The organism is Ensifer sp. GW823-FHT05D09, assembly GCF_058795755.1.
The window spans coordinates 571,604-587,828 of record NZ_JBXAIA010000001.1 but is presented as its reverse complement, the minus strand read 5'-3'; the positions used below and the strand labels follow the sequence as shown (position 1 = coordinate 587,828).

Annotated in this window: 19 protein-coding genes, 1 tRNA gene and 1 pseudogene; 10 read left to right on the top strand and 11 right to left on the bottom strand. The window is 59.5% G+C overall.

The genetic code is table 11. The annotated features are described in order from the left end of the window. The first annotated feature begins 135 nt into the window (after nucleotides 1-135). From AC1Q80_RS02920 to AC1Q80_RS02885, 8 genes are all read left to right on the top strand, one after another. Nucleotides 136-210: transfer RNA gene (locus AC1Q80_RS02920), tRNA-Thr, on the top strand. A 610-nt stretch (nucleotides 211-820) separates the two neighbouring features. Further along, entirely contained in the window at nucleotides 821-1,831 is a 1,011-nt protein-coding gene (locus tag AC1Q80_RS02915; protein WP_492359609.1) for a DUF4062 domain-containing protein, read from the top strand. A gap of 150 nt (nucleotides 1,832-1,981) precedes the next feature. Then, nucleotides 1,982-2,227, top strand: a complete 246-nt coding sequence (locus tag AC1Q80_RS02910) for a hypothetical protein (RefSeq protein ID WP_492359608.1) — start codon at nucleotides 1,982-1,984, stop codon at nucleotides 2,225-2,227. Nucleotides 2,228-2,305: 78 nt separating this feature from the next. Further along, a complete protein-coding gene (locus tag AC1Q80_RS02905; protein WP_492359607.1) occupies nucleotides 2,306-2,482 on the top strand; it encodes a hypothetical protein in 177 nt (58 codons plus the stop codon). A 79-nt stretch (nucleotides 2,483-2,561) separates the two neighbouring features. After that, entirely contained in the window at nucleotides 2,562-2,975 is a 414-nt protein-coding gene (locus tag AC1Q80_RS02900; RefSeq protein WP_492359606.1) for a hypothetical protein, read from the top strand. An 11-nt stretch (nucleotides 2,976-2,986) separates the two neighbouring features. Beyond that, nucleotides 2,987-3,271, top strand: coding sequence for a hypothetical protein (locus AC1Q80_RS02895; protein WP_492359605.1), 285 nt, complete (start codon nucleotides 2,987-2,989; stop codon nucleotides 3,269-3,271). 25 nt (nucleotides 3,272-3,296) lie between these two features. Continuing rightward, a complete protein-coding gene (locus AC1Q80_RS02890) occupies nucleotides 3,297-3,965 on the top strand; it encodes an SOS response-associated peptidase (RefSeq protein ID WP_492359604.1) in 669 nt (222 codons plus the stop codon). Nucleotides 3,966-4,864: 899 nt separating this feature from the next. Beyond that, on the top strand, nucleotides 4,865-5,065 hold the full coding sequence (locus AC1Q80_RS02885; RefSeq protein WP_492359603.1) for a hypothetical protein: 201 nt from the start codon (nucleotides 4,865-4,867) through the stop codon (nucleotides 5,063-5,065). Nucleotides 5,066-5,161: 96 nt separating this feature from the next. Here the strand turns inward: AC1Q80_RS02885 and AC1Q80_RS02880 are convergent, their stop codons facing one another. The 4 genes from AC1Q80_RS02880 to AC1Q80_RS02865 are packed head-to-tail and all read right to left on the bottom strand — an operon-like array spanning nucleotide 5,162 to nucleotide 6,547. Further along, nucleotides 5,162-5,536, bottom strand: a complete 375-nt coding sequence (locus AC1Q80_RS02880) for a DUF1515 family protein (protein ID WP_492359602.1) — start codon at nucleotides 5,534-5,536, stop codon at nucleotides 5,162-5,164. Then, nucleotides 5,537-5,776 (bottom strand): hypothetical protein, encoded by a 240-nt coding sequence (locus AC1Q80_RS02875; RefSeq protein ID WP_492359601.1) that lies wholly within the window; start codon nucleotides 5,774-5,776, stop codon nucleotides 5,537-5,539. Continuing rightward, entirely contained in the window at nucleotides 5,661-5,897 is a 237-nt protein-coding gene (locus AC1Q80_RS02870; RefSeq protein WP_492359871.1) for a hypothetical protein, read from the bottom strand. The genes AC1Q80_RS02875 and AC1Q80_RS02870 overlap by 116 nt, the downstream gene beginning before the upstream one ends. Next, complete coding sequence (locus AC1Q80_RS02865) at nucleotides 5,894-6,547, bottom strand: lysozyme (protein ID WP_492359852.1); 654 nt, start codon at nucleotides 6,545-6,547, stop codon at nucleotides 5,894-5,896. The genes AC1Q80_RS02870 and AC1Q80_RS02865 overlap by 4 nt, the downstream gene beginning before the upstream one ends. 66 nt (nucleotides 6,548-6,613) lie before the next feature. On the opposite strand from AC1Q80_RS02865, the gene AC1Q80_RS02860 reads away from it, so the two are divergent. Further along, the gene (locus tag AC1Q80_RS02860) at nucleotides 6,614-6,871 is read left to right on the top strand and encodes a hypothetical protein (protein WP_492359600.1); all 258 of its coding nucleotides are present in this window, start codon (nucleotides 6,614-6,616) and stop codon (nucleotides 6,869-6,871) included. Nucleotides 6,872-7,040: 169 nt separating this feature from the next. Then, entirely contained in the window at nucleotides 7,041-7,163 is a 123-nt protein-coding gene (locus tag AC1Q80_RS02855) for a hypothetical protein (protein WP_492359599.1), read from the top strand. On the opposite strand, the pseudogene AC1Q80_RS02850 reads toward AC1Q80_RS02855, so the two are convergent. The 7 genes and pseudogenes from AC1Q80_RS02850 to AC1Q80_RS02820 form a co-directional block, all read right to left on the bottom strand. Beyond that, nucleotides 7,160-7,432, bottom strand: a pseudogene (locus AC1Q80_RS02850) (hypothetical protein); the annotation flags it as partial. The gene AC1Q80_RS02855 and the pseudogene AC1Q80_RS02850 overlap by 4 nt on opposite strands. 283 nt (nucleotides 7,433-7,715) lie before the next feature. After that, complete coding sequence (locus AC1Q80_RS02845; RefSeq protein WP_492359598.1) at nucleotides 7,716-8,627, bottom strand: gp53-like domain-containing protein; 912 nt, start codon at nucleotides 8,625-8,627, stop codon at nucleotides 7,716-7,718. A 27-nt stretch (nucleotides 8,628-8,654) separates the two neighbouring features. Continuing rightward, nucleotides 8,655-11,621, bottom strand: coding sequence for a phage tail tip fiber protein (locus AC1Q80_RS02840; protein ID WP_492359597.1), 2,967 nt, complete (start codon nucleotides 11,619-11,621; stop codon nucleotides 8,655-8,657). Between the two features lies 1 nt (nucleotide 11,622). Beyond that, entirely contained in the window at nucleotides 11,623-12,063 is a 441-nt protein-coding gene (locus tag AC1Q80_RS02835; RefSeq protein ID WP_492359596.1) for a GNAT family N-acetyltransferase, read from the bottom strand. Then, nucleotides 12,063-12,680: a hypothetical protein gene (locus tag AC1Q80_RS02830; protein ID WP_492359595.1), complete on the bottom strand. Its 618-nt coding sequence runs from the start codon at nucleotides 12,678-12,680 to the stop codon at nucleotides 12,063-12,065. The genes AC1Q80_RS02835 and AC1Q80_RS02830 overlap by 1 nt, the downstream gene beginning before the upstream one ends. A gap of 59 nt (nucleotides 12,681-12,739) precedes the next feature. Then, nucleotides 12,740-13,378: a hypothetical protein gene (locus AC1Q80_RS02825; protein ID WP_492359594.1), complete on the bottom strand. Its 639-nt coding sequence runs from the start codon at nucleotides 13,376-13,378 to the stop codon at nucleotides 12,740-12,742. A gap of 15 nt (nucleotides 13,379-13,393) precedes the next feature. Then, a complete protein-coding gene (locus AC1Q80_RS02820) occupies nucleotides 13,394-16,189 on the bottom strand; it encodes a tape measure protein (RefSeq protein ID WP_492359593.1) in 2,796 nt (931 codons plus the stop codon). Nucleotides 16,190-16,225: the final 36 nt, after the last annotated feature.

The following is a 16,225-nucleotide window of genomic DNA, read 5'->3' as shown; positions in this document are numbered from 1 at the left end:
AGGGGGTTCGGAAGCCGAAACGGATTTTCTCACAGGACAACAGCGAAAACTTCAAAATGCTGCTTGCGCTCCCCGTCCAGCTATGGCAATAGCCGCCTCGCTTGATGCGGCTTGTCAACGAACCGGCCGCGAGATGCTGCTATAGCTCAGGGGTAGAGCACTCCCTTGGTAAGGGAGAGGCCGAGAGTTCAAATCTCTCTAGCAGCACCATTTTCTCCTAGAGAATTCAGACGCTTAAGCCAATAATGCCAGCGGTTTACCGTGCGCGAGATGACGTGAGTGCACGGAACAAAACCTGAATTGCACGGCTGAAACGTGCAAAATCCGTGCAGCATGTTCCGGTTTGTTCTCTCGCTGGCTACATGCGTGGCCTGATCAGGGGCGCAGAAAAGCCCTCCTGCTTTCGCACGAGGGCTCTACAGACTTGCTCAATGCGGCAAACTTAAAGCTGCTGCGGCTGCCACGTACGAGATTGCGATCATCAGGTAGGTGGCTTGAAGTAGGGTCATGTCGCGTTCCTTTGTTGAAGACGACCATTCAGATACTACTTTTCCAAACCACGAAGCGGCAAATCTCTGACCGTTTCGCGGCACACAGCCTAGAGCGTGGCTGGCCCCTCGCCAGCCCCCCGCTGCCGTGGGCATGGTGCCCCATGCCGGAGTGAGGTAAGGGCCTGAAATCAGTTGCTTGCGGGATTGTGAGACACAGCCTCCATAGGTGCATGTTTTATCTTTTTTTCAGTGCTTGTCTCGCGCAAAAAGTTGAATCTACGTAGACGCTCAACTAGAGATCAACTTCAGAGAAAGTTAGCGAGAGCGGAATGGCGAACAAGAAGTATCAAATATTCGTATCCTCCACATTCCGTGATCTGGCCGAAGAGCGGCAGGATGCGATTCGCAACATCCTTGATCTGAAACACATCCCGGCCGGTATGGAGCTCTTCCCAGCGACTGACGTTGACCAAATGGACTATATCAAGCGGGTAATTGATGAATGCGATTACTACCTGCTGATCTTGGGGGGGCGATATGGATCCGTAGATCGGGAAGGGGTCAGTTTCACAGAACGCGAGTATGACTATGCCGTGGGAATGGGGAAGACAGTTTTAGCATTCGTTCATGAAGATCCCGCATCCATTCCGATGGGGAAAAGCGAACCGAATGCGGAAGCTCTAATCGCTTTGAACACGTTTCGCGAAAAGACGATGACGGGCCGGTTGGTCAAGTCTTGGAAGAACCGTTACCATTTAGAGCCCCTCGTTCTAAAGGCGCTGTTGCACGCGTTCAACGATTTTCCTCAGACAGGATGGGTCAGGGGAGACGCAATTGCATCCGATGTCTTGCTGGGGCAAACCAACCGCCTACTTGAAGAAAATGCGGAGCTCAAATCAGAGATTGCTGTACTTAAGGCTGCATCAGCGCCGAAGTTGAAAGACCTGGCCGATCTCAGCGACAAGTTCTTGGTCCGCTATGATTCGAAGCACAAACACGGAACTGGGGTACGCGTCAAATATGTTTATACGGCCCGAGAGATAGAATTGTCCTGGGAGCAGATCTTTTTAGGAGTTGCAAGCAAGCTGGAGACCGCAAGGACCGACGGTGTTGTTCTTCAAGGGCTTGGAATGGTGATCGAGGAAGCCGGTGAATTCTACCCGCCCGCCCGTTTAAATCAGACCGACCTTACGCGAATCAAAATCCAGCTCGGTGCGCTTGGATTGATTAAGGCCTATGTTTCAAGGACCACTGACGGCTCAGTCGCCGAGTTTTTGACTTTGACTGACGTGGGGCGGGCATACTTCATTGAAAAAATGGTGGTAAAAAAAACCGCGTGAGGCGCTCTTGGTGGCATCCGGAGGCGGGCCACCTCAATTAGCCGAAATCAATGACTTGCCGGAAAGCTGGACACTAACCTGTCCAGCTTTTTCATTATGCTTTTTGAAAAAGTGTCCAGCTGCCCTACCCTCCTACGCAGGAGGATTGCCATGCCCAAAATAACCGCACCCAAATGTTCGACCCGCCATCCGGACCGAGATCTTAATTGCCAGGTTGCGATGGAGGGCGACTTCCTTTTGCTCGCCGATCGGGGCGCGGCAGCCGGTTGGTCACGCGAGGAAGTGGCCGAGGCCCTGATCGAACTTGCTCATAACCATTGGTTCGCCCTCGACGCCGAGCGCCGCATGTCCGAGGAATCTGCCGGCGTAATCATCCGGCCGCAAAAGCTTCATTAGGCATCCCCAGAACTGGTCGTTGACTCCTTGCCTCAATGAGAACATTTATAGAACAGACGCATTAGGAAGACATGCAGCATGAGTGACGAAGTCGGCGCCATCAAGAAACCGGAAAGCGGCCCGTTCGTGCATCTCTGTGAGCATCCCGGCTGCAAGAAGTGGGGCGGCTTCGGCTTCGCCCATGGCAGGGCAGCTCCGAACTGGTACTGCTACGAGCACCGTCCGCCGGTCTGGCCACCAGCGCGGAAATCTTAATTCGTCATCCACCGGCGATGCGGCCGTCACTGTAAAAACTCGAGCAGCATGCTGCTGTGAAACATCACAGGAGATCGCCTTGGCGCGCCTTATCTACAAGTCCATTCCCTATCCTGCCCACCTGAAGCTCGTTCGGATCGATGCCGAATGGCAGATCTGCTTCCAGGGGCGAGGCAAGCTTGATGGCCGGCCGATCCTTGCATGGTTGCGCAAGGGCGACGGCGCGTTCTTCTGTGAGGTCGGCGAAGAGAACCAGGTCGAGGATATGCCGGATATCGACCGGCCCAATTTCTACGGCGACAAGTTCATCCACGCGATCGACGAGACAGATGCCATCGGCAAGCGCACCGGCTCGCTTGCCGGCGCCAATTGCGTCAAGGCTGCCACGGCAGCCTTCCATGCCCTGGTGCCCCGCTACTGCAACCGGCGCATCATCCTGCGCGACGGATCGCGCATCATGCTGGTGGCAAAGGGTGGAAAGATCGAGGAGTGATGGAGCGCGACATGAAACATCACCGCAGCATTGATTTGACGGTCGACCAACGCGCTGCCGCCGCGATGGCCGAAGAACTCGGCAAGCTGAAAATCCGCGAACTGGCCGAGTGGCACATTCTCGGAGCGCAATGCAGCAAATGCCGCGCCAGGCGCTGGCTTGACCGATGGAAGCTTGCCGACAAGTATGGCCGCGAAACGCCGCTGGCGACACTACGCCCATTTCTTCGGTGCACAGCATGCGGAAACCGCATCAACAACAACCTGGTACTTGGCAAAATGGATCGAAACGCCTGAGCCTATCATCAAAGGGAGACGGGAAATGTGCGGACGCTTTACCCAGATGATGACGTGGCCGGAGTTGGTCCGGCTCTACCGTCTAAACGACAAGCACGACGGGCGAAATACGCCGCCCCGCTACAACATCGCCCCGACACAGACCGTTCCCTTCGTTCACAACGACAAAGAGGGCAATCAGGTGCTGGAAGACGGCCGCTGGTGGCTGGTGCCCTTCTGGGCAAAGGAAATACCGAAGATCGCGCTGTTCAATGCCCGCTCGGAAGACGCGGAAGAGAAGCCGTCATTTCGCGACGCCTTCAAGGCCAAGCGCTGCCTGATCCCAGCCGACGGCTTCTATGAATGGACGAAGGCCGAAGACGGCGGCAAGGATCCGTGGTTCATTCACCTGCCCGATCGCCAGCCGTTTTCATTCGCCGGCCTTTGGGCGCACAATGACGTACTGGATGTCACCAGCTGCACGATCCTGACAATGGCAGCCGGCGACCCGATGCAGCAACTGCACGATCGCCAGCCGATAATTCTCGATCCAACGGCCTATGATGAATGGCTATCAGCTGAGACCAGCATTGCCGATGCAAAGGCACTGCTTGGCCGCAATCTCGACAGCCAGCTGCAGTTTCATCGCGTCTCTCGCGATATCAACTCTTCGAAATACAACGGAGATCCGGGCATACTGGCCAACGCGGCGTAGTGACCATAGCTGTGAGCGGTACGCCGCGCCGGCCCGAACAGCTTGCATCGGAACCTACCGCAAGCCTGCGCGTTTATGCTTCGTCCCCACATACATGTGTTGCTAAATTCGGCCCCCTCCGCAGGGGCCGCTTCTTTTACCCCTTCCCGGAGAGCGCGAACGCGTCGCGGCACTTTAGCAATTGGAACAATACCCCCTTTCGCGGGTTTCCGTTTCGCAGCGTTTGGCGTCTATGGGAGGCGAATGGCGCGGCTCCAGACGGTCTTGTTCGCCCCGGACCGTCTGGATCTCCCCCGCAATTTCAGACTGCTGACCTGCGACGGACAGCCGGCAGGGTCCTTTACTTTAAGTGAAGCCAAGGCCCTACGCCGGCACCACCATCAGGCGCTTCAGCCATTTCTCGCTAAAGGCACGGACCCAATTACACGGCCCAATTAATAGTCTGGTGGAACCAATTTGACCGAACGCGATTGTGTTCTGATGAGAGCGCGGTCCCGATACGGCAATCCGCTCCCCAACTGAGGCCACGGCCATGCACCACGAAAGCACAAGAGAGCAATTTAGCAAAGTGGTTCGCGGGTGGAACGGACAGTACGACCTGGATGAATTCATCCGGGCACACGGTCTTCAACCAATCGCCGCACGCGAACTATTTGTGAAATTTGGACCCTTCAAAACCGACCTCGATCGCAAGGTCGCCGAGCTGAGAACGGCGGGACAATCCAGTATCGAGCATTGATCGCAGCTCGTGGAGCCGTCGCCTCCACAATCGCGTGATCGCGCGTAAAGGTAATGCACTGCGGTGCAAAGGGTGCATAATGGCCTATCTGTGGGCATCCACACGGGCCCCATTGACTGGAAGATCATACGCGCTTTCGCCCCAAGGAGGAGATCGCGCCATGTTGTCATCCGGCGGCGCAAATGGGATCCACCCTGAACAATTGAAGATGATACAGTCCGTCTTCGACGAAATAGTCGGCATTCGTGGCATTGACGGCAAGAGTTCCGAAGCTGACTCACTAGGCGCCAGGCTGATCGACCTTTTCCAAAGCGGCATCCATGACCGCGCGGCGTTGCGGCAGATGGCGGACTATATTTGAGGATTGCAACTGGAACGAAGTGTACACACACGCGTCAGGTTGCCATCCCCCGATAAACTGTTGCTCCACTCGGCCCCTTCGCAGGGGCTGTTTTTTTCACACCTTCCCGATGATGACGAACACGATGCGGCGGATGGCCTCTGCGAAGCTTACGCCGAGCGCCATAGCAGCGATGCCCGTAACGCCGAGCGCGCCAATGCCCATCAGCTTCCACCGTTTCACATCGTCGGTGACCGGCTTCATTTCCGCTACATCCGCACCGATCGACGTTACAGATGCTTCGACGTCGCCGACCCGGTCGACTAACTGATCCATACGACTGTGGACGCCGGCGCGGCTGGCCGCCGCCTTATCCTCTGCTCGCGTCGCGCCGTCCTCCAATCGCTTGATAGAGTCCTGGAGGCCACGCATGCCCGCAACCAGCTCGCCGAGCTGACGATGTACTGCCGCATCAATTTCAGTAGGTGCCATCTAGCGCCCTTCCCCGTGCCTCACGCATTCCGCATTGGTCCAGACGCCGCCGGCGCAAAGGCCGACGACAGTCCGGTCTATCTTCCGTTGATCTGCCGGCGTCGCCCCGCGCGCGCCGACCAGATCAGTGCCAACGACCCGCCGCAAGCCCTCGACATTTGCTGGCGCCGAAGTCCCACAATCCGTCAGGACAACTGTCATAGTCAGAGCGAGCATCGCCCGCGGAATGTGCCGCCGCATTGTTCTGCCTTTCGATTGCGTTGGTGACGGAGCGGGCGCCGTCCGCTCGCAGCGCGAGGACGGTCCAGGTGACAGCGGCGAGCACAAGCACGCCGCCGAGGATCTTCGGCCAGGGGATCATGCCGGATCGACCCGATTGCGGATGAAGAGAAACGCGCCGATCGCAAAGGCAGCGACGAGTATCCCAGCCAGCGCCCACTGCAGCGGGCCATTGCCGGTAAAAGCAAAAGCGATCGTCGAGAGAATGCCGGCAGCCCAGCTGACATTTTCCTTGGTCACGACTTCCGGTACCTTCGGCGCGGCCGGCTGCGTATTGGTTGAGACGAAGTCGTTTTTGGCCCAAAGGCCCACCTCTGCCGATCGACGGTTGACGAGACCCTTCACCCGCCTGCCGCCAGCATTGACCCACTTCATCAGCTCGGCCGGCACGGCGTCATAATCGCCGGCATTCAGCTTTTTCAGCAATGTCGACTTGCCGAGCCTGCCGGTGTTAAAATCGAACGAGACCAGAACCGCGAACTGGTTATCGGTGAGCGGCACCTTGACCAGTCGCGACACCCGTTCCTCGAATGTCGCGAGATCGGCGCACAGGATCTCCTCCGCGCGCACCTCAGTGATCACCATGTTCGGCTTCACCACTGGCGCACCGGCCGCGCTAGTGTGGCCATAGCCAATGGTCCAGACGTCAGCCACGTCCTGATAAGCCTTCGTCTTCAGGCCTTCCCACTGTTTGACGAGCGCAAGGCCCGCCGCGTTGATGCGTCGGTTCATGTTCATGTTGCTACTTTCATTTTGGTGGGGGACAATCTCCTCAGTCGACAGACTGGGGAGTGGGCGATGGACTTCGAGAAAGTCGGGCGAGCACGGATGATGATGCGCCTGCCGGCACATCGGAAGAAGATTTCCGACGCCAACTTCGAGGCAATCAATGAGTTGATGGAAGCCTACGGCATTGCAGTGATGAGCCGCGACGAACTGCGCGAGCAACGGACGCCCGACGCGGAACTGCTCAGGGAATATGAAGTACTCTGTCAGCAACTGGAGGACGACATTGTCAGGATGCTGGCTAGCGTAAGCCCGCGAACGGTTCGCTGACCACCAGTAGATTCTCAGTAGTGAAAAGGTGCGCCCGGTTCGCAATGTTCACTTAACGAGTGAGCGGCATGCTCTCGATAGTTGCCGCCGCCCCCCTGCCCCCCCGCCGGCAACTTAGAACCACAATCCAGCTCTCCGGATTGTGGTTCTTTCCGTGACGGAGCTACTGATGGGCTATGATTGGGATGGCGCGCGCTGGCGCCGGATGAAGGTCGCGAGATTTGGAACCGCAGTGGCGCTGGCGGGTCTACTGGTCGCGGTCGCGACGCAGGTTGTGACGAAGGCGCTTTAGACGCTCGTTACCGGCCAGATGAACGCCGGCAACTCGGCAATGAACTCGGTAACGCTCGGCTGCTGGCGCTCGCCGGCCATCACCTTTTTCAGCTCGGAAGTAGAATAGGTCCACACCGCCGATCGCCAGGCAAAGAGCGCCTCGCCCTCGGCCGCAAACTGCTGGTTCGGATCGTCGCGATAGGTGATGGCCGTCTGGATGCCGTCATACTGACGCTCGCGCGCCTTGGTGTCGAGATGCGCCTGGATTGCACGCGTGTAGTCATCTTGCGTGACCGGCGCCGGCGGCGGGTCATAGGGCACGAGGGTGCCATGTTCCCAGCGGCGAAGACCGTGGTTGGCGAGGAATTCGCCCCACTGCGCCTCGGTGATCGCAACCACGCCCGCAGGCAACATGCATTCGGGGTTCAGCTCCTCGCCGACGATCGGCGGGATGCCGCCTTCATCATCCGGCTCGCCATAAACCGGGCGCGTCGGAGAGCCGTGGATATCGTCGACATAGAAGGCAGTCGGAAAGCCGGCCACATCGAACAAGGCATAGTGCTGCGTCATCTTAATACCCCAAAGCCAACCAGAATATCGGCACTCCGGTGAAACCGACGAGGCCACCATTTGCGGCAAACCTCTTCTGGATGTTGAAACTGGAATTCGTCACAGTGCCGACCATCACCGTGTGAAGCGTTGTGGCCGGCTCTACGCCGCTCAGGGCGACCGTTGCCGTGACGCTCAGAGGACCAGCCGGGAATGCGATGGGAAACGGCACAGAGGAGTTATCCGCGCCGGTTCCACCATTGTAGCCCCACTGAATAATGATGCCGTTCGGGAGGCGGATGTAGCCATTGCCGGCGAGATTGAGGGTCACCCCGAAATTGGTCCAAACGGTTCCAAGGTCAGAGTTGTCCACCTGCGCCTTGATCTGACTTCCTGACCACCCGAAGTAGATCTTGTTGTTCCCTTGGCCGTTGCCACCGCCCTGTTGGACGGGTGTGAAGCCGAGGGCCGCTTGCGCTAAAAGCACCCCACGCACTGCGGCTGCGTCCGTCTCGTCGAGGAACGTCTTCGCGAAGTCGGAGACGGTGAACATCTCCATGACAGTGCCGCTCAACCCGCGCGGAACCTTGCCTGCAGCTAACTGTCCCGAAGCGGCTGCAAGAGCAGCAACAGCCGGGTTGCGCAACTCGCTGATGATCGTCGCCAGTGCCTGCGCATTGGTGACGGTCTGCTGGCCGTAAGCCGTGTCACGCATGATCGCATAGGCATAAGTTCCGGTCGCACCCCGCCATTTCACGGCAGCGGTGATTTTTATGTCGCTGTCGACGGACAGGATTGGAAGTGCATTGCCATCCGCATCGGCGTAGACCGTGCCGCCGGCGATCAGCGCCACCTGCCAGTTCGTGCCGTTGCCGTTGATCACGGCGCTGCCGTTCGTCAGGGTGATTGACCCTGTCGTATAGGGAGTTGTCATTGTGAGTTCCTGTTCCGAGGAAAAAGGTCAGCGCTTGAGTTGGAGAACGACCAGCTTCCGATCGCTCCAGGAGGCCTGCTGCCCCCCGGGAACACCAAGGTTCGATACCCAGATTTCAAAGGTAGTGGACGTATCGGTAGGAGGCGGTTGATAGACGGCAGATATGTTCGTGTAGTCCTCGTTCTGCGCGGCCGGGATGCCGATCGCGCTCGAACTGTTCATTGGGGTTCCACCGAAACCCTCGGAACCGATCGTTGCCCCTGTCGCCGTTACTCTGAGACGATGCTTCAGGATCGAACGTATGCCCGCCTTGATCGAAGAGAACACGAGCAGCGGCGGAGAACTCGGGCCATGAGGAGCCGTCACCTGCAGAGCAACGCCATCGGCCTGATTGCCGTCTGTCGCACTGTTGATCCAGTACTGAGAGATTGCACCCGGCTGAATGTTCGAGGATCCGACCATCAGGTTCTCGATCTGAGCCTGCTGGATGATCGCGTTGACCAGTTTCAGCACGCCCCCCTGAAACACCATCGGCGCAGACGTGTTCGTGCCGTCGGTCACGACAAACTGGTCGACGTTGATCGCCATTCGGCTCTTCTGCACGCCACCTGCGGTGTAAAGCTCGATGTAAAAGCCCGAGGCCTTATAGGCTGCCGCCGTGCCACCGCGCAGCATCACCGAGAACCGGGCATCGACGCCGGATGGTGCCGCGACCGCTTCAAACTTCACCAGGCCCTGGGCAAACCGGCCATTAAAGTCAGCGCTGACGCCGGTCACGCTGCTCGCCAACGCACTGTCGCCATTCACCCTTGCGGTCTCCTCGGTGATGAGACGGGCAAGGTTGTTGCTGACATTTGCAGAAACAACGGTGATCAACTGTGCCAGTGCTTCGTCGTCCGTCGCCCTGACCCGAGCTTCCTGGACGATCTGCGCGAGCGCGTTGCCCATTTCCGCGCGGAGTTGCCGACGCTGCACCTCGCCGACCGCACCTTCGAGCGAAAATGCCGTCAGTAGCTGCTCGATCGTTGGACGGAAGAAATCGTCCATCTCTCGCTGCAGCTCTTTGAAGCGATTGGCGACGCTCTGCCCGACCTGCGGCATTTCGACGAGAACGTCGGTAATCTTGATGTCAAGGGTCGTCACCGGCAGCCAGCCCGACCACAGCGTGTCGCGAGGGTTGCGCGGAATGTAGCGCCCACGGACGCCATAGGAGACATTCGGCAGCAAGCCCTGCGAGATCAGAAGAATACCGACATCCGGCTGATCCGTGCGCCCGCTGTAGATTGTCTCCAGCGACGAAGCCAGACGCACTTCGAACTCGACGCCCGCGACGTCGACGAGGCGGCCAGCGGTATTGTCCCATGTGAGTTGAATGGCAGGACGGCGCGGCACGCCGGCATCGTCTTTGACAGCAGCCGGCACGGCCCACCAATCGACAATCGGCTGCGCCGGCGGGCGGACCACGCCCACAGCACCGTCGACCGGCGGCTGAAACTCCGAACCGCTGTCCCAGTCGTAATCGGAAGGGTCGACCTCGGTGATGTCGATCATCACGTCGAGGTTGGCCCGATCGACAACGCCATCGATCCGCATCAGCTTGTTGACATAGCCGTTGCGCTCGGACGTCCAGGCGATGATTTCGCCTGGCACCGCATAGGCCCAGAACTTCGGCGGCAGGACGATCGTGTGCCGGCGGAAGCGACGCGCCTCCTCGAGCGACGACTTCATCAGCCGCTGCACCTGCTCCGGATACGGCACGAAATCGAGTGGCACGCTTGCCAGCAATCGGCGATTGCCGTCGAGTGCTTCGAGATCCGAGCGATAGAGCGGAGGTGCTGTCTTCGTCACCCAGCCTTCAGCCGGAGCGGGATACGTTGCGGTGATGCCGTTGATCGTGTCGGCGATGCCAGCGAATGGCGTAAACTCTTGTTCTTCGGTCGACAGGACGTCGTTGTCCGTAAAGCTCACGGTCGGGGCGTCGGGCGCGCCGACATGGATGTAGTAAATGCCGCCGATCTCCGAGATGCGCCCTTGGCAGGCCGACAGCAGCCCCTCGATCGCGCTTGCGAGCGGAGCATCCACCGAGATCTCTCCGGCCGACCGATAGGTCGGCTCAAGTCCGCTCGCGCCCATGATGGGAGCACGGCACTTGTTGATCTGAGTAATCCAGTTGGCAGCCGGCAGCCTTGCTGCAGAAAGACCCTGCAGGCCATAGAACCACTTGCCGTTATAAGTGAGGCCGCGAAGCAGATTGTAGATCTGCACGACGGGAAAATGGTCACCATCGCCGCCCCAGGTCGCCGGATTGTCCCAACGCTGCGGCCCGTCTCCGCCCATGGAGCTGTCGCGCGAGATATCGTAGAGGCGCACACCGTCGACGACGAACTTTGCCGCCGGGAACCCGTTGAACAGGTTGTCGATGCAGCGCGCATGAACGACGGCATAAGCCACGCCGCGACCGACGCGGGTCGCATCCCAGCGCCGAGCGGGCGTGCTCGGTTCTGCCAGCAGCCCTGCGTCCGCCGCCGTCTGCGTTCCGTCATGGAACTTGATGTAGAGGTTCGGGCCACGGCGCACGTACTCAGGCACTGCGTAACCATAGCCACCGTCGCCGGCGGACGGCGCATAGGTCACCTTCTCGCCGTCAATGAACACCTCGACGAGGCGATGCCCGGCTAGGTCTCCGACTGGAATGACCTGCGTTACCCACGAATTCGGCGTATCGCCGGACTGACCCCAGGTGTTCGCCCAGTTGAGCGATCCGGCCGTCGCATAGCGGCCGAGGATGAAGGAGCGCGACAGGTCGCCGCCGCCCTGCATCTCGCCATTGAGGGCGAACCGCTGCTCCTGTGGTTTTCCAGCGAGCGACTGCGCCATCAGGTTCATGCCGACGCCGACAGCAGTCTTGAGCGCAAAGGATCCGAGGGCACTCAAGCCGCCGATCCACGCACTGACAGCGGTATAGGCCGTCACGGCCGCTGTGAATAATGGCACGTCAGATTTCCTTGCTGAAAACGGTCTCGCACGGCTGGTAGCCGCTGCGGCGATAAAGGCGGGCCATTGCCGCCGGTCTCAGGGATTGCTGGGCCGAGAGCTTGATGCGACTGCAGCCAGCCGACTTCGCCCATCCTTCGAACGCGGAAAGCAACTCCACCCAGGCAGGACCACGCGCATCGGGCTCAACCCAGACCAACAGTTCTTCAGCGAACCGGAAGCCCGCAAAACTGTCGCCGTGATGCGCGATCAACAACCCGGAGATCGGGTCGTCTAAAACGAAGCAGGCGGTGCGTTCACCGACAATCGAAGCCATCGCGAACTGCTGCATGTGCGGTGCATCGAAAGTGAAATCGAAATCACCGGCAGCATGAAACCGATGCAACAGGATGAGGATCCGCGGCACGTCCGAGAGTGCAGCATGTCGAACACAGGATGCCATCAGAAGATCCCGAGGAACTTCTTGCGCTTCTGCGTCGGAACCGAACCGGCCACTGAGCCCCAGAACAGCTTCCAATTCGTTGTCGTCGCTGCATCGAAGTAGAAGTTGTCGTCGGCATTGCGCAGGACCTGCGTTTCGTGGCTGCGCGTCTCGCTATTTGCGCGAAACATCTCCTGCGTATGGCTGGCGCACGTTAACGTCACCCCACCCTCTTCGTTCTCCGAGGGTGTCTTGATGTCGATCTTGTCGACGAAACCAACAAAACGGCACTCGGCCGGGGCCACCATCAGCCGCGTATCCGGATTGAACAGTCCGCGGTAAATCTCGACGCGCGCCTGGCGACATTCATATTGCCGCACGAGCTGCTGCACGTGATCGACGATCTGCGATAACTGGATAGTCACAGCCAGTACCGAAAGGTTCGACACAAGAGGGATGTCGTCGACTTTGATCAGCGCGCCGGCGCCGTACCAGTTGCGCGTTTCTGCAAGGCCGGTGTCTGGATTGAGCACGGCGGCCGAGACGTTGCCAACGTCCGACCACATACCGTCAGGCACCGGCGCATTCGTCATTCGGTCGCGAGCAACAATCCAGAGGAAGTCGCGCGCAACAAGCATGCGCGCCTCCAGTGCCGCCTGGTTGGCGGGTGAAATGTTTCTGGGCATGAATGAAAATCCTAACGGGCCTCGATGCCCGAGAAACCGATAGTGCCGCGTCCGGACGTGATGTCAGCATCGGACGTGACGCTGCCGGGCACGACCGTCATATGGCAATGCGGTCGAACAAGACTGATCGCCGTACCCGTGACCGTTCCCGGCCACAAATGAGGGCGGATCTCGAAGAGCGGAACAAGCCCCGCGCCGTCCGCCGTCGCCGCCTCAACCACGCGGTGGAGATTGCGATCGCCGAGCTGCAGCATATCGCCCTCCATCAGTTTGAAGCCGGGAGAGAGCGCCGAAACGCGGATCGACTTGTTGTTGCCGCCGATCGTATGGAGATTGGCATTCGCGCCGGTAAACGCGCCGGCCGGCCAAGATCCATTCGGATATGCGATCGGGTAGCAACGCGACAGCGAATAGCCGAGGAACAGTTGCAGACCGTTTTCCATCGTGTCGAGGATGGCACGCCAACGATCCAGCTCGTTTGCTGAAAGCCGCTTCGACTGCCATGTGCCAGTCATCAGCGGGCTACCGAAGTCCTTGACCAACGTCCGACCGCCAGCCGTGCGCGACTGCTCCTGACGGTGGAGCAATTCGAACTTCGTCGACCACCCAGGGAAGCCGGCAAGCAGGTCGCGGGGATATGTGATCGTCATCTGCCGAGCCTCACATTACCGGTTGAAGACATCTTTGCCCGGCCCGCCGCCCTTGGCCGTTCGCATGGTCGCGACGACGCGCGACGGAAGGTCGGACTTGAGTTTGGCGATCTGCTGCTCGACGCGCGCAAGACCTTCTCGATCGGCGCCGCGCGCATCGATCTTGATTTCGATCGGTGCTGTGAAAGACGCGCCGCCTCGAGATACATTCGCAAGGCTTGGCATCAGCGGCGCAGAGAGCCCGCCAACCGCGCCACCGTCGCGAAATGCAGGCATGCCGCTGTTGATGGCCTCAAGCAATGCACGATGCTTTTTCGTGGCAGCGGCATTGACCATGAACTCGCCGTTGCTGCCCCATATCAAGACCTGGTCGTCACGCGGCCCACCGGGCCCGCGCACCCTGCCGCCGCCCTTGTAAGCTTTGATCGGACCGCCATCGCGCCGACCGAGTAGCGAGCCAAGGCCACTGAAGATGCTACCGAAGAGCCCGCCTTTCTCACCGTTCGTTGACGGCTGGAATAAGTTGTCGAAGGCGCTTCCAAGAAACAGATCTGCGAGCCGCTCCGCCACGCCGCGCAGGGCTTCGCCGAGGCCTTCCGCACTAGTGATGGCACTAAGTGCGCCACTCCGGAACGTGTCATAGAACTCGTCGGCCGCCTCGTCATTGCGACGCTGCTGCGTTTCGAGATCCCTCAGGATGTCGGATTGCTCGGCATACGCCGCCGAGGCTTCACGGATCTTGGCAGTCTGGTCAGCCGAAAGCTTGATGTTTTCGAGATCCGTTTGCCCCTTCCGGCGCGCCTCCTCTCGCAGATCCGCAAGGGCTGTCTGCTCCAGGTCGAGTGCCATGCGCCGGCGCTCCTGGTCCTGAAACGACATACTGACAAAGCGCTGCTCTTCGACCAGCGCCGCCGTACGATCCTTCACCGCCTGAATGTCGGCATCGAACCGGCTTTCCGAGGTCTGCTTTACGCCCTTCGTGCGGCCCTTTCCGCCCGACTTGCTGCGCGCCTGGTCGGCCGCAACGTTGGTCTCCGCAAGCGCCTTGATCTGGGCATCAGGAAGAAAGCCGCCCTTGTCCTTGAGATCCTTCCGGATCGTGGCGATCTCCTTTTCGACGGCGAGCTGATCTTTGCTCAGCTTGTTCTGCCGCGACGCCTCGTCGGCGTAGGCCTTGCCGAGGCGAAGCATTTCCTCGCCCTTGGCCCGAGACTGGCCGTACTGAGTGTATGCCGCGACAGCTCCGGCGTTGGCGCTGGCGCTCAACTTGCCCTGCAATAGATCGGCTGCAGCAGACGCATTCCGCAGGGCATCGAGCAGAGGTGTCAGTTTGTCGGCCGCGACCTGAAAATTGTAGTCCGCCGTTGCCATTGCAGCGATTGCCTTCGCCGCCTTGTCGGCAGAGATCTTTCCGTTCTCCAGCCCCTCGCGCAGCTCAGACAGCTGTCGCTTCTGCTCGTCGGTTGCAAAGCTCATGGAATAGTCATCGGTGAAGACGGCAATCATCTCCAGGGCAGCATTCTTGGTCTGTTCGATCTCGCCTCGCGCAGTCTCAAGTCCACGAACGATTGAGTTTTGAGCACGCTCATCAATCTTGGCGCCTGCCGTGGAGATACTGCCTGCAGCATCGTCAGCAGCGGCCTTAACCTCTGCCAGCGCCTCAGCGTATGTTCGAGCACTGCTCGACGCCTCTTCGGATTGCGAGCTGAACAAGGCAAGAGCAGCGACAGCGGTACCACCCACGACAATACCGATCGGGCCAGCCGCCGCAGAAATCCCGCCGATCGCAGCTGCAACGCCGCCGACAGATGCCGCAGCCCTCAGAGCTGCGACAAACTTTAATGTAACGTCTGTGGCTAGCCCGAGTTTGGCGATCATCATGGCGATGGATCTACCGACGAGCGCGCCAGCGATTACACCCGCAACCTGAAGCACGGTATCGGCCGTTTTATCGAAATTGTCCGCGAGGGCGTTCAAGCCCGCGACCAGGCGCTGCGAGGCGCCGAGGCTTTCGTCGCTCTCGCCGATGTACTTTGTGAACGCGTTGTTGACCTTCGTAACGCCCTGCTCGATCGTTTGCGTCGCGTTGCCGGCCATCGACTGGATTAGAGGCAGCCCCTTGAGAAACGCCTGAAAGAACTGGCGACCAGAAACTGCGCCGTCGTTCACCAGCTCCTTAAGTCGGCTGACCGAACCGCCAGCCTCGTCGAGACCGGCCGCAACGGCCATCAGGATAGGGCGAGCGCCATCATTGATGGAGTTGAATTCCTCGGCTTGAACACGCGCGGAACCGAGCAACTGCCCGAGCTGCGTAAGTGCCCCCGAGGCAGCGCCGGCGCTCGTACCCGCGACACGCAAGGAAGTCGCGACGCCATCGGAGAAAGCGATCAACTCTTTCTGGGAGGCACCGAGCACGTCCGACGCCTGCGAGGCCCTACCGAACAGATCAGCAAGAGACCCGACCGGCGTGGCATTCGCCTGCGCCGACTGATAGAGGCGGTCGAGAACCTCGACTTGCTGCTGTCCAACGATGCCGGCAACGGAAAGACTGTTTTTGGCAGTGGTCCAGGCGTCGGCATACCCGATCACCTCGTTGACCGAGATGGCAGCAGCGACGGCGGTTAACGGAGCAATCAAGGCGCTCGCTGAACGGCGCCCGATCGCATCCAGCTTTCGGCTCATATTCTCATAGCGTTTTTCGATTGCGCGCGCCTGAGAATTGGTGACGCCGACCGCCTTCTGCATCTCGCGCTGATAGCCCTTAATGTCGGCAGAGAGCTGCACCACGAGCTTTTCAAGGTCAGTTGCCAAAACGAAATTTCCTTGAGAGATTGCGCGCCGGAGGAC

Coding starts and splice junctions, on each gene's coding strand:
- AC1Q80_RS02915 (WP_492359609.1), top strand. CDS start 821: ATGGCGAACAAGAAGTATCAAATATTCGTATCCTCCACATTCCGTGAT.
- AC1Q80_RS02910 (WP_492359608.1), top strand. CDS start 1,982: ATGCCCAAAATAACCGCACCCAAATGTTCGACCCGCCATCCGGACCGA.
- AC1Q80_RS02905 (WP_492359607.1), top strand. CDS start 2,306: ATGAGTGACGAAGTCGGCGCCATCAAGAAACCGGAAAGCGGCCCGTTC.
- AC1Q80_RS02895 (WP_492359605.1), top strand. CDS start 2,987: ATGAAACATCACCGCAGCATTGATTTGACGGTCGACCAACGCGCTGCC.
- AC1Q80_RS02890 (WP_492359604.1), top strand. CDS start 3,297: ATGTGCGGACGCTTTACCCAGATGATGACGTGGCCGGAGTTGGTCCGG.
- AC1Q80_RS02885 (WP_492359603.1), top strand. CDS start 4,865: ATGTTGTCATCCGGCGGCGCAAATGGGATCCACCCTGAACAATTGAAG.
- AC1Q80_RS02880 (WP_492359602.1), bottom strand. CDS start 5,536: ATGGCACCTACTGAAATTGATGCGGCAGTACATCGTCAGCTCGGCGAG.
- AC1Q80_RS02875 (WP_492359601.1), bottom strand. CDS start 5,776: ATGCGGCGGCACATTCCGCGGGCGATGCTCGCTCTGACTATGACAGTT.
- AC1Q80_RS02870 (WP_492359871.1), bottom strand. CDS start 5,897: ATGATCCCCTGGCCGAAGATCCTCGGCGGCGTGCTTGTGCTCGCCGCT.
- AC1Q80_RS02865 (WP_492359852.1), bottom strand. CDS start 6,547: ATGAACCGACGCATCAACGCGGCGGGCCTTGCGCTCGTCAAACAGTGG.
- AC1Q80_RS02860 (WP_492359600.1), top strand. CDS start 6,614: ATGGACTTCGAGAAAGTCGGGCGAGCACGGATGATGATGCGCCTGCCG.
- AC1Q80_RS02855 (WP_492359599.1), top strand. CDS start 7,041: ATGGGCTATGATTGGGATGGCGCGCGCTGGCGCCGGATGAAGGTCGCG.
- AC1Q80_RS02845 (WP_492359598.1), bottom strand. CDS start 8,627: ATGACAACTCCCTATACGACAGGGTCAATCACCCTGACGAACGGCAGC.
- AC1Q80_RS02835 (WP_492359596.1), bottom strand. CDS start 12,063: ATGGCATCCTGTGTTCGACATGCTGCACTCTCGGACGTGCCGCGGATC.
- AC1Q80_RS02830 (WP_492359595.1), bottom strand. CDS start 12,680: ATGCTTGTTGCGCGCGACTTCCTCTGGATTGTTGCTCGCGACCGAATG.
- AC1Q80_RS02825 (WP_492359594.1), bottom strand. CDS start 13,378: ATGACGATCACATATCCCCGCGACCTGCTTGCCGGCTTCCCTGGGTGG.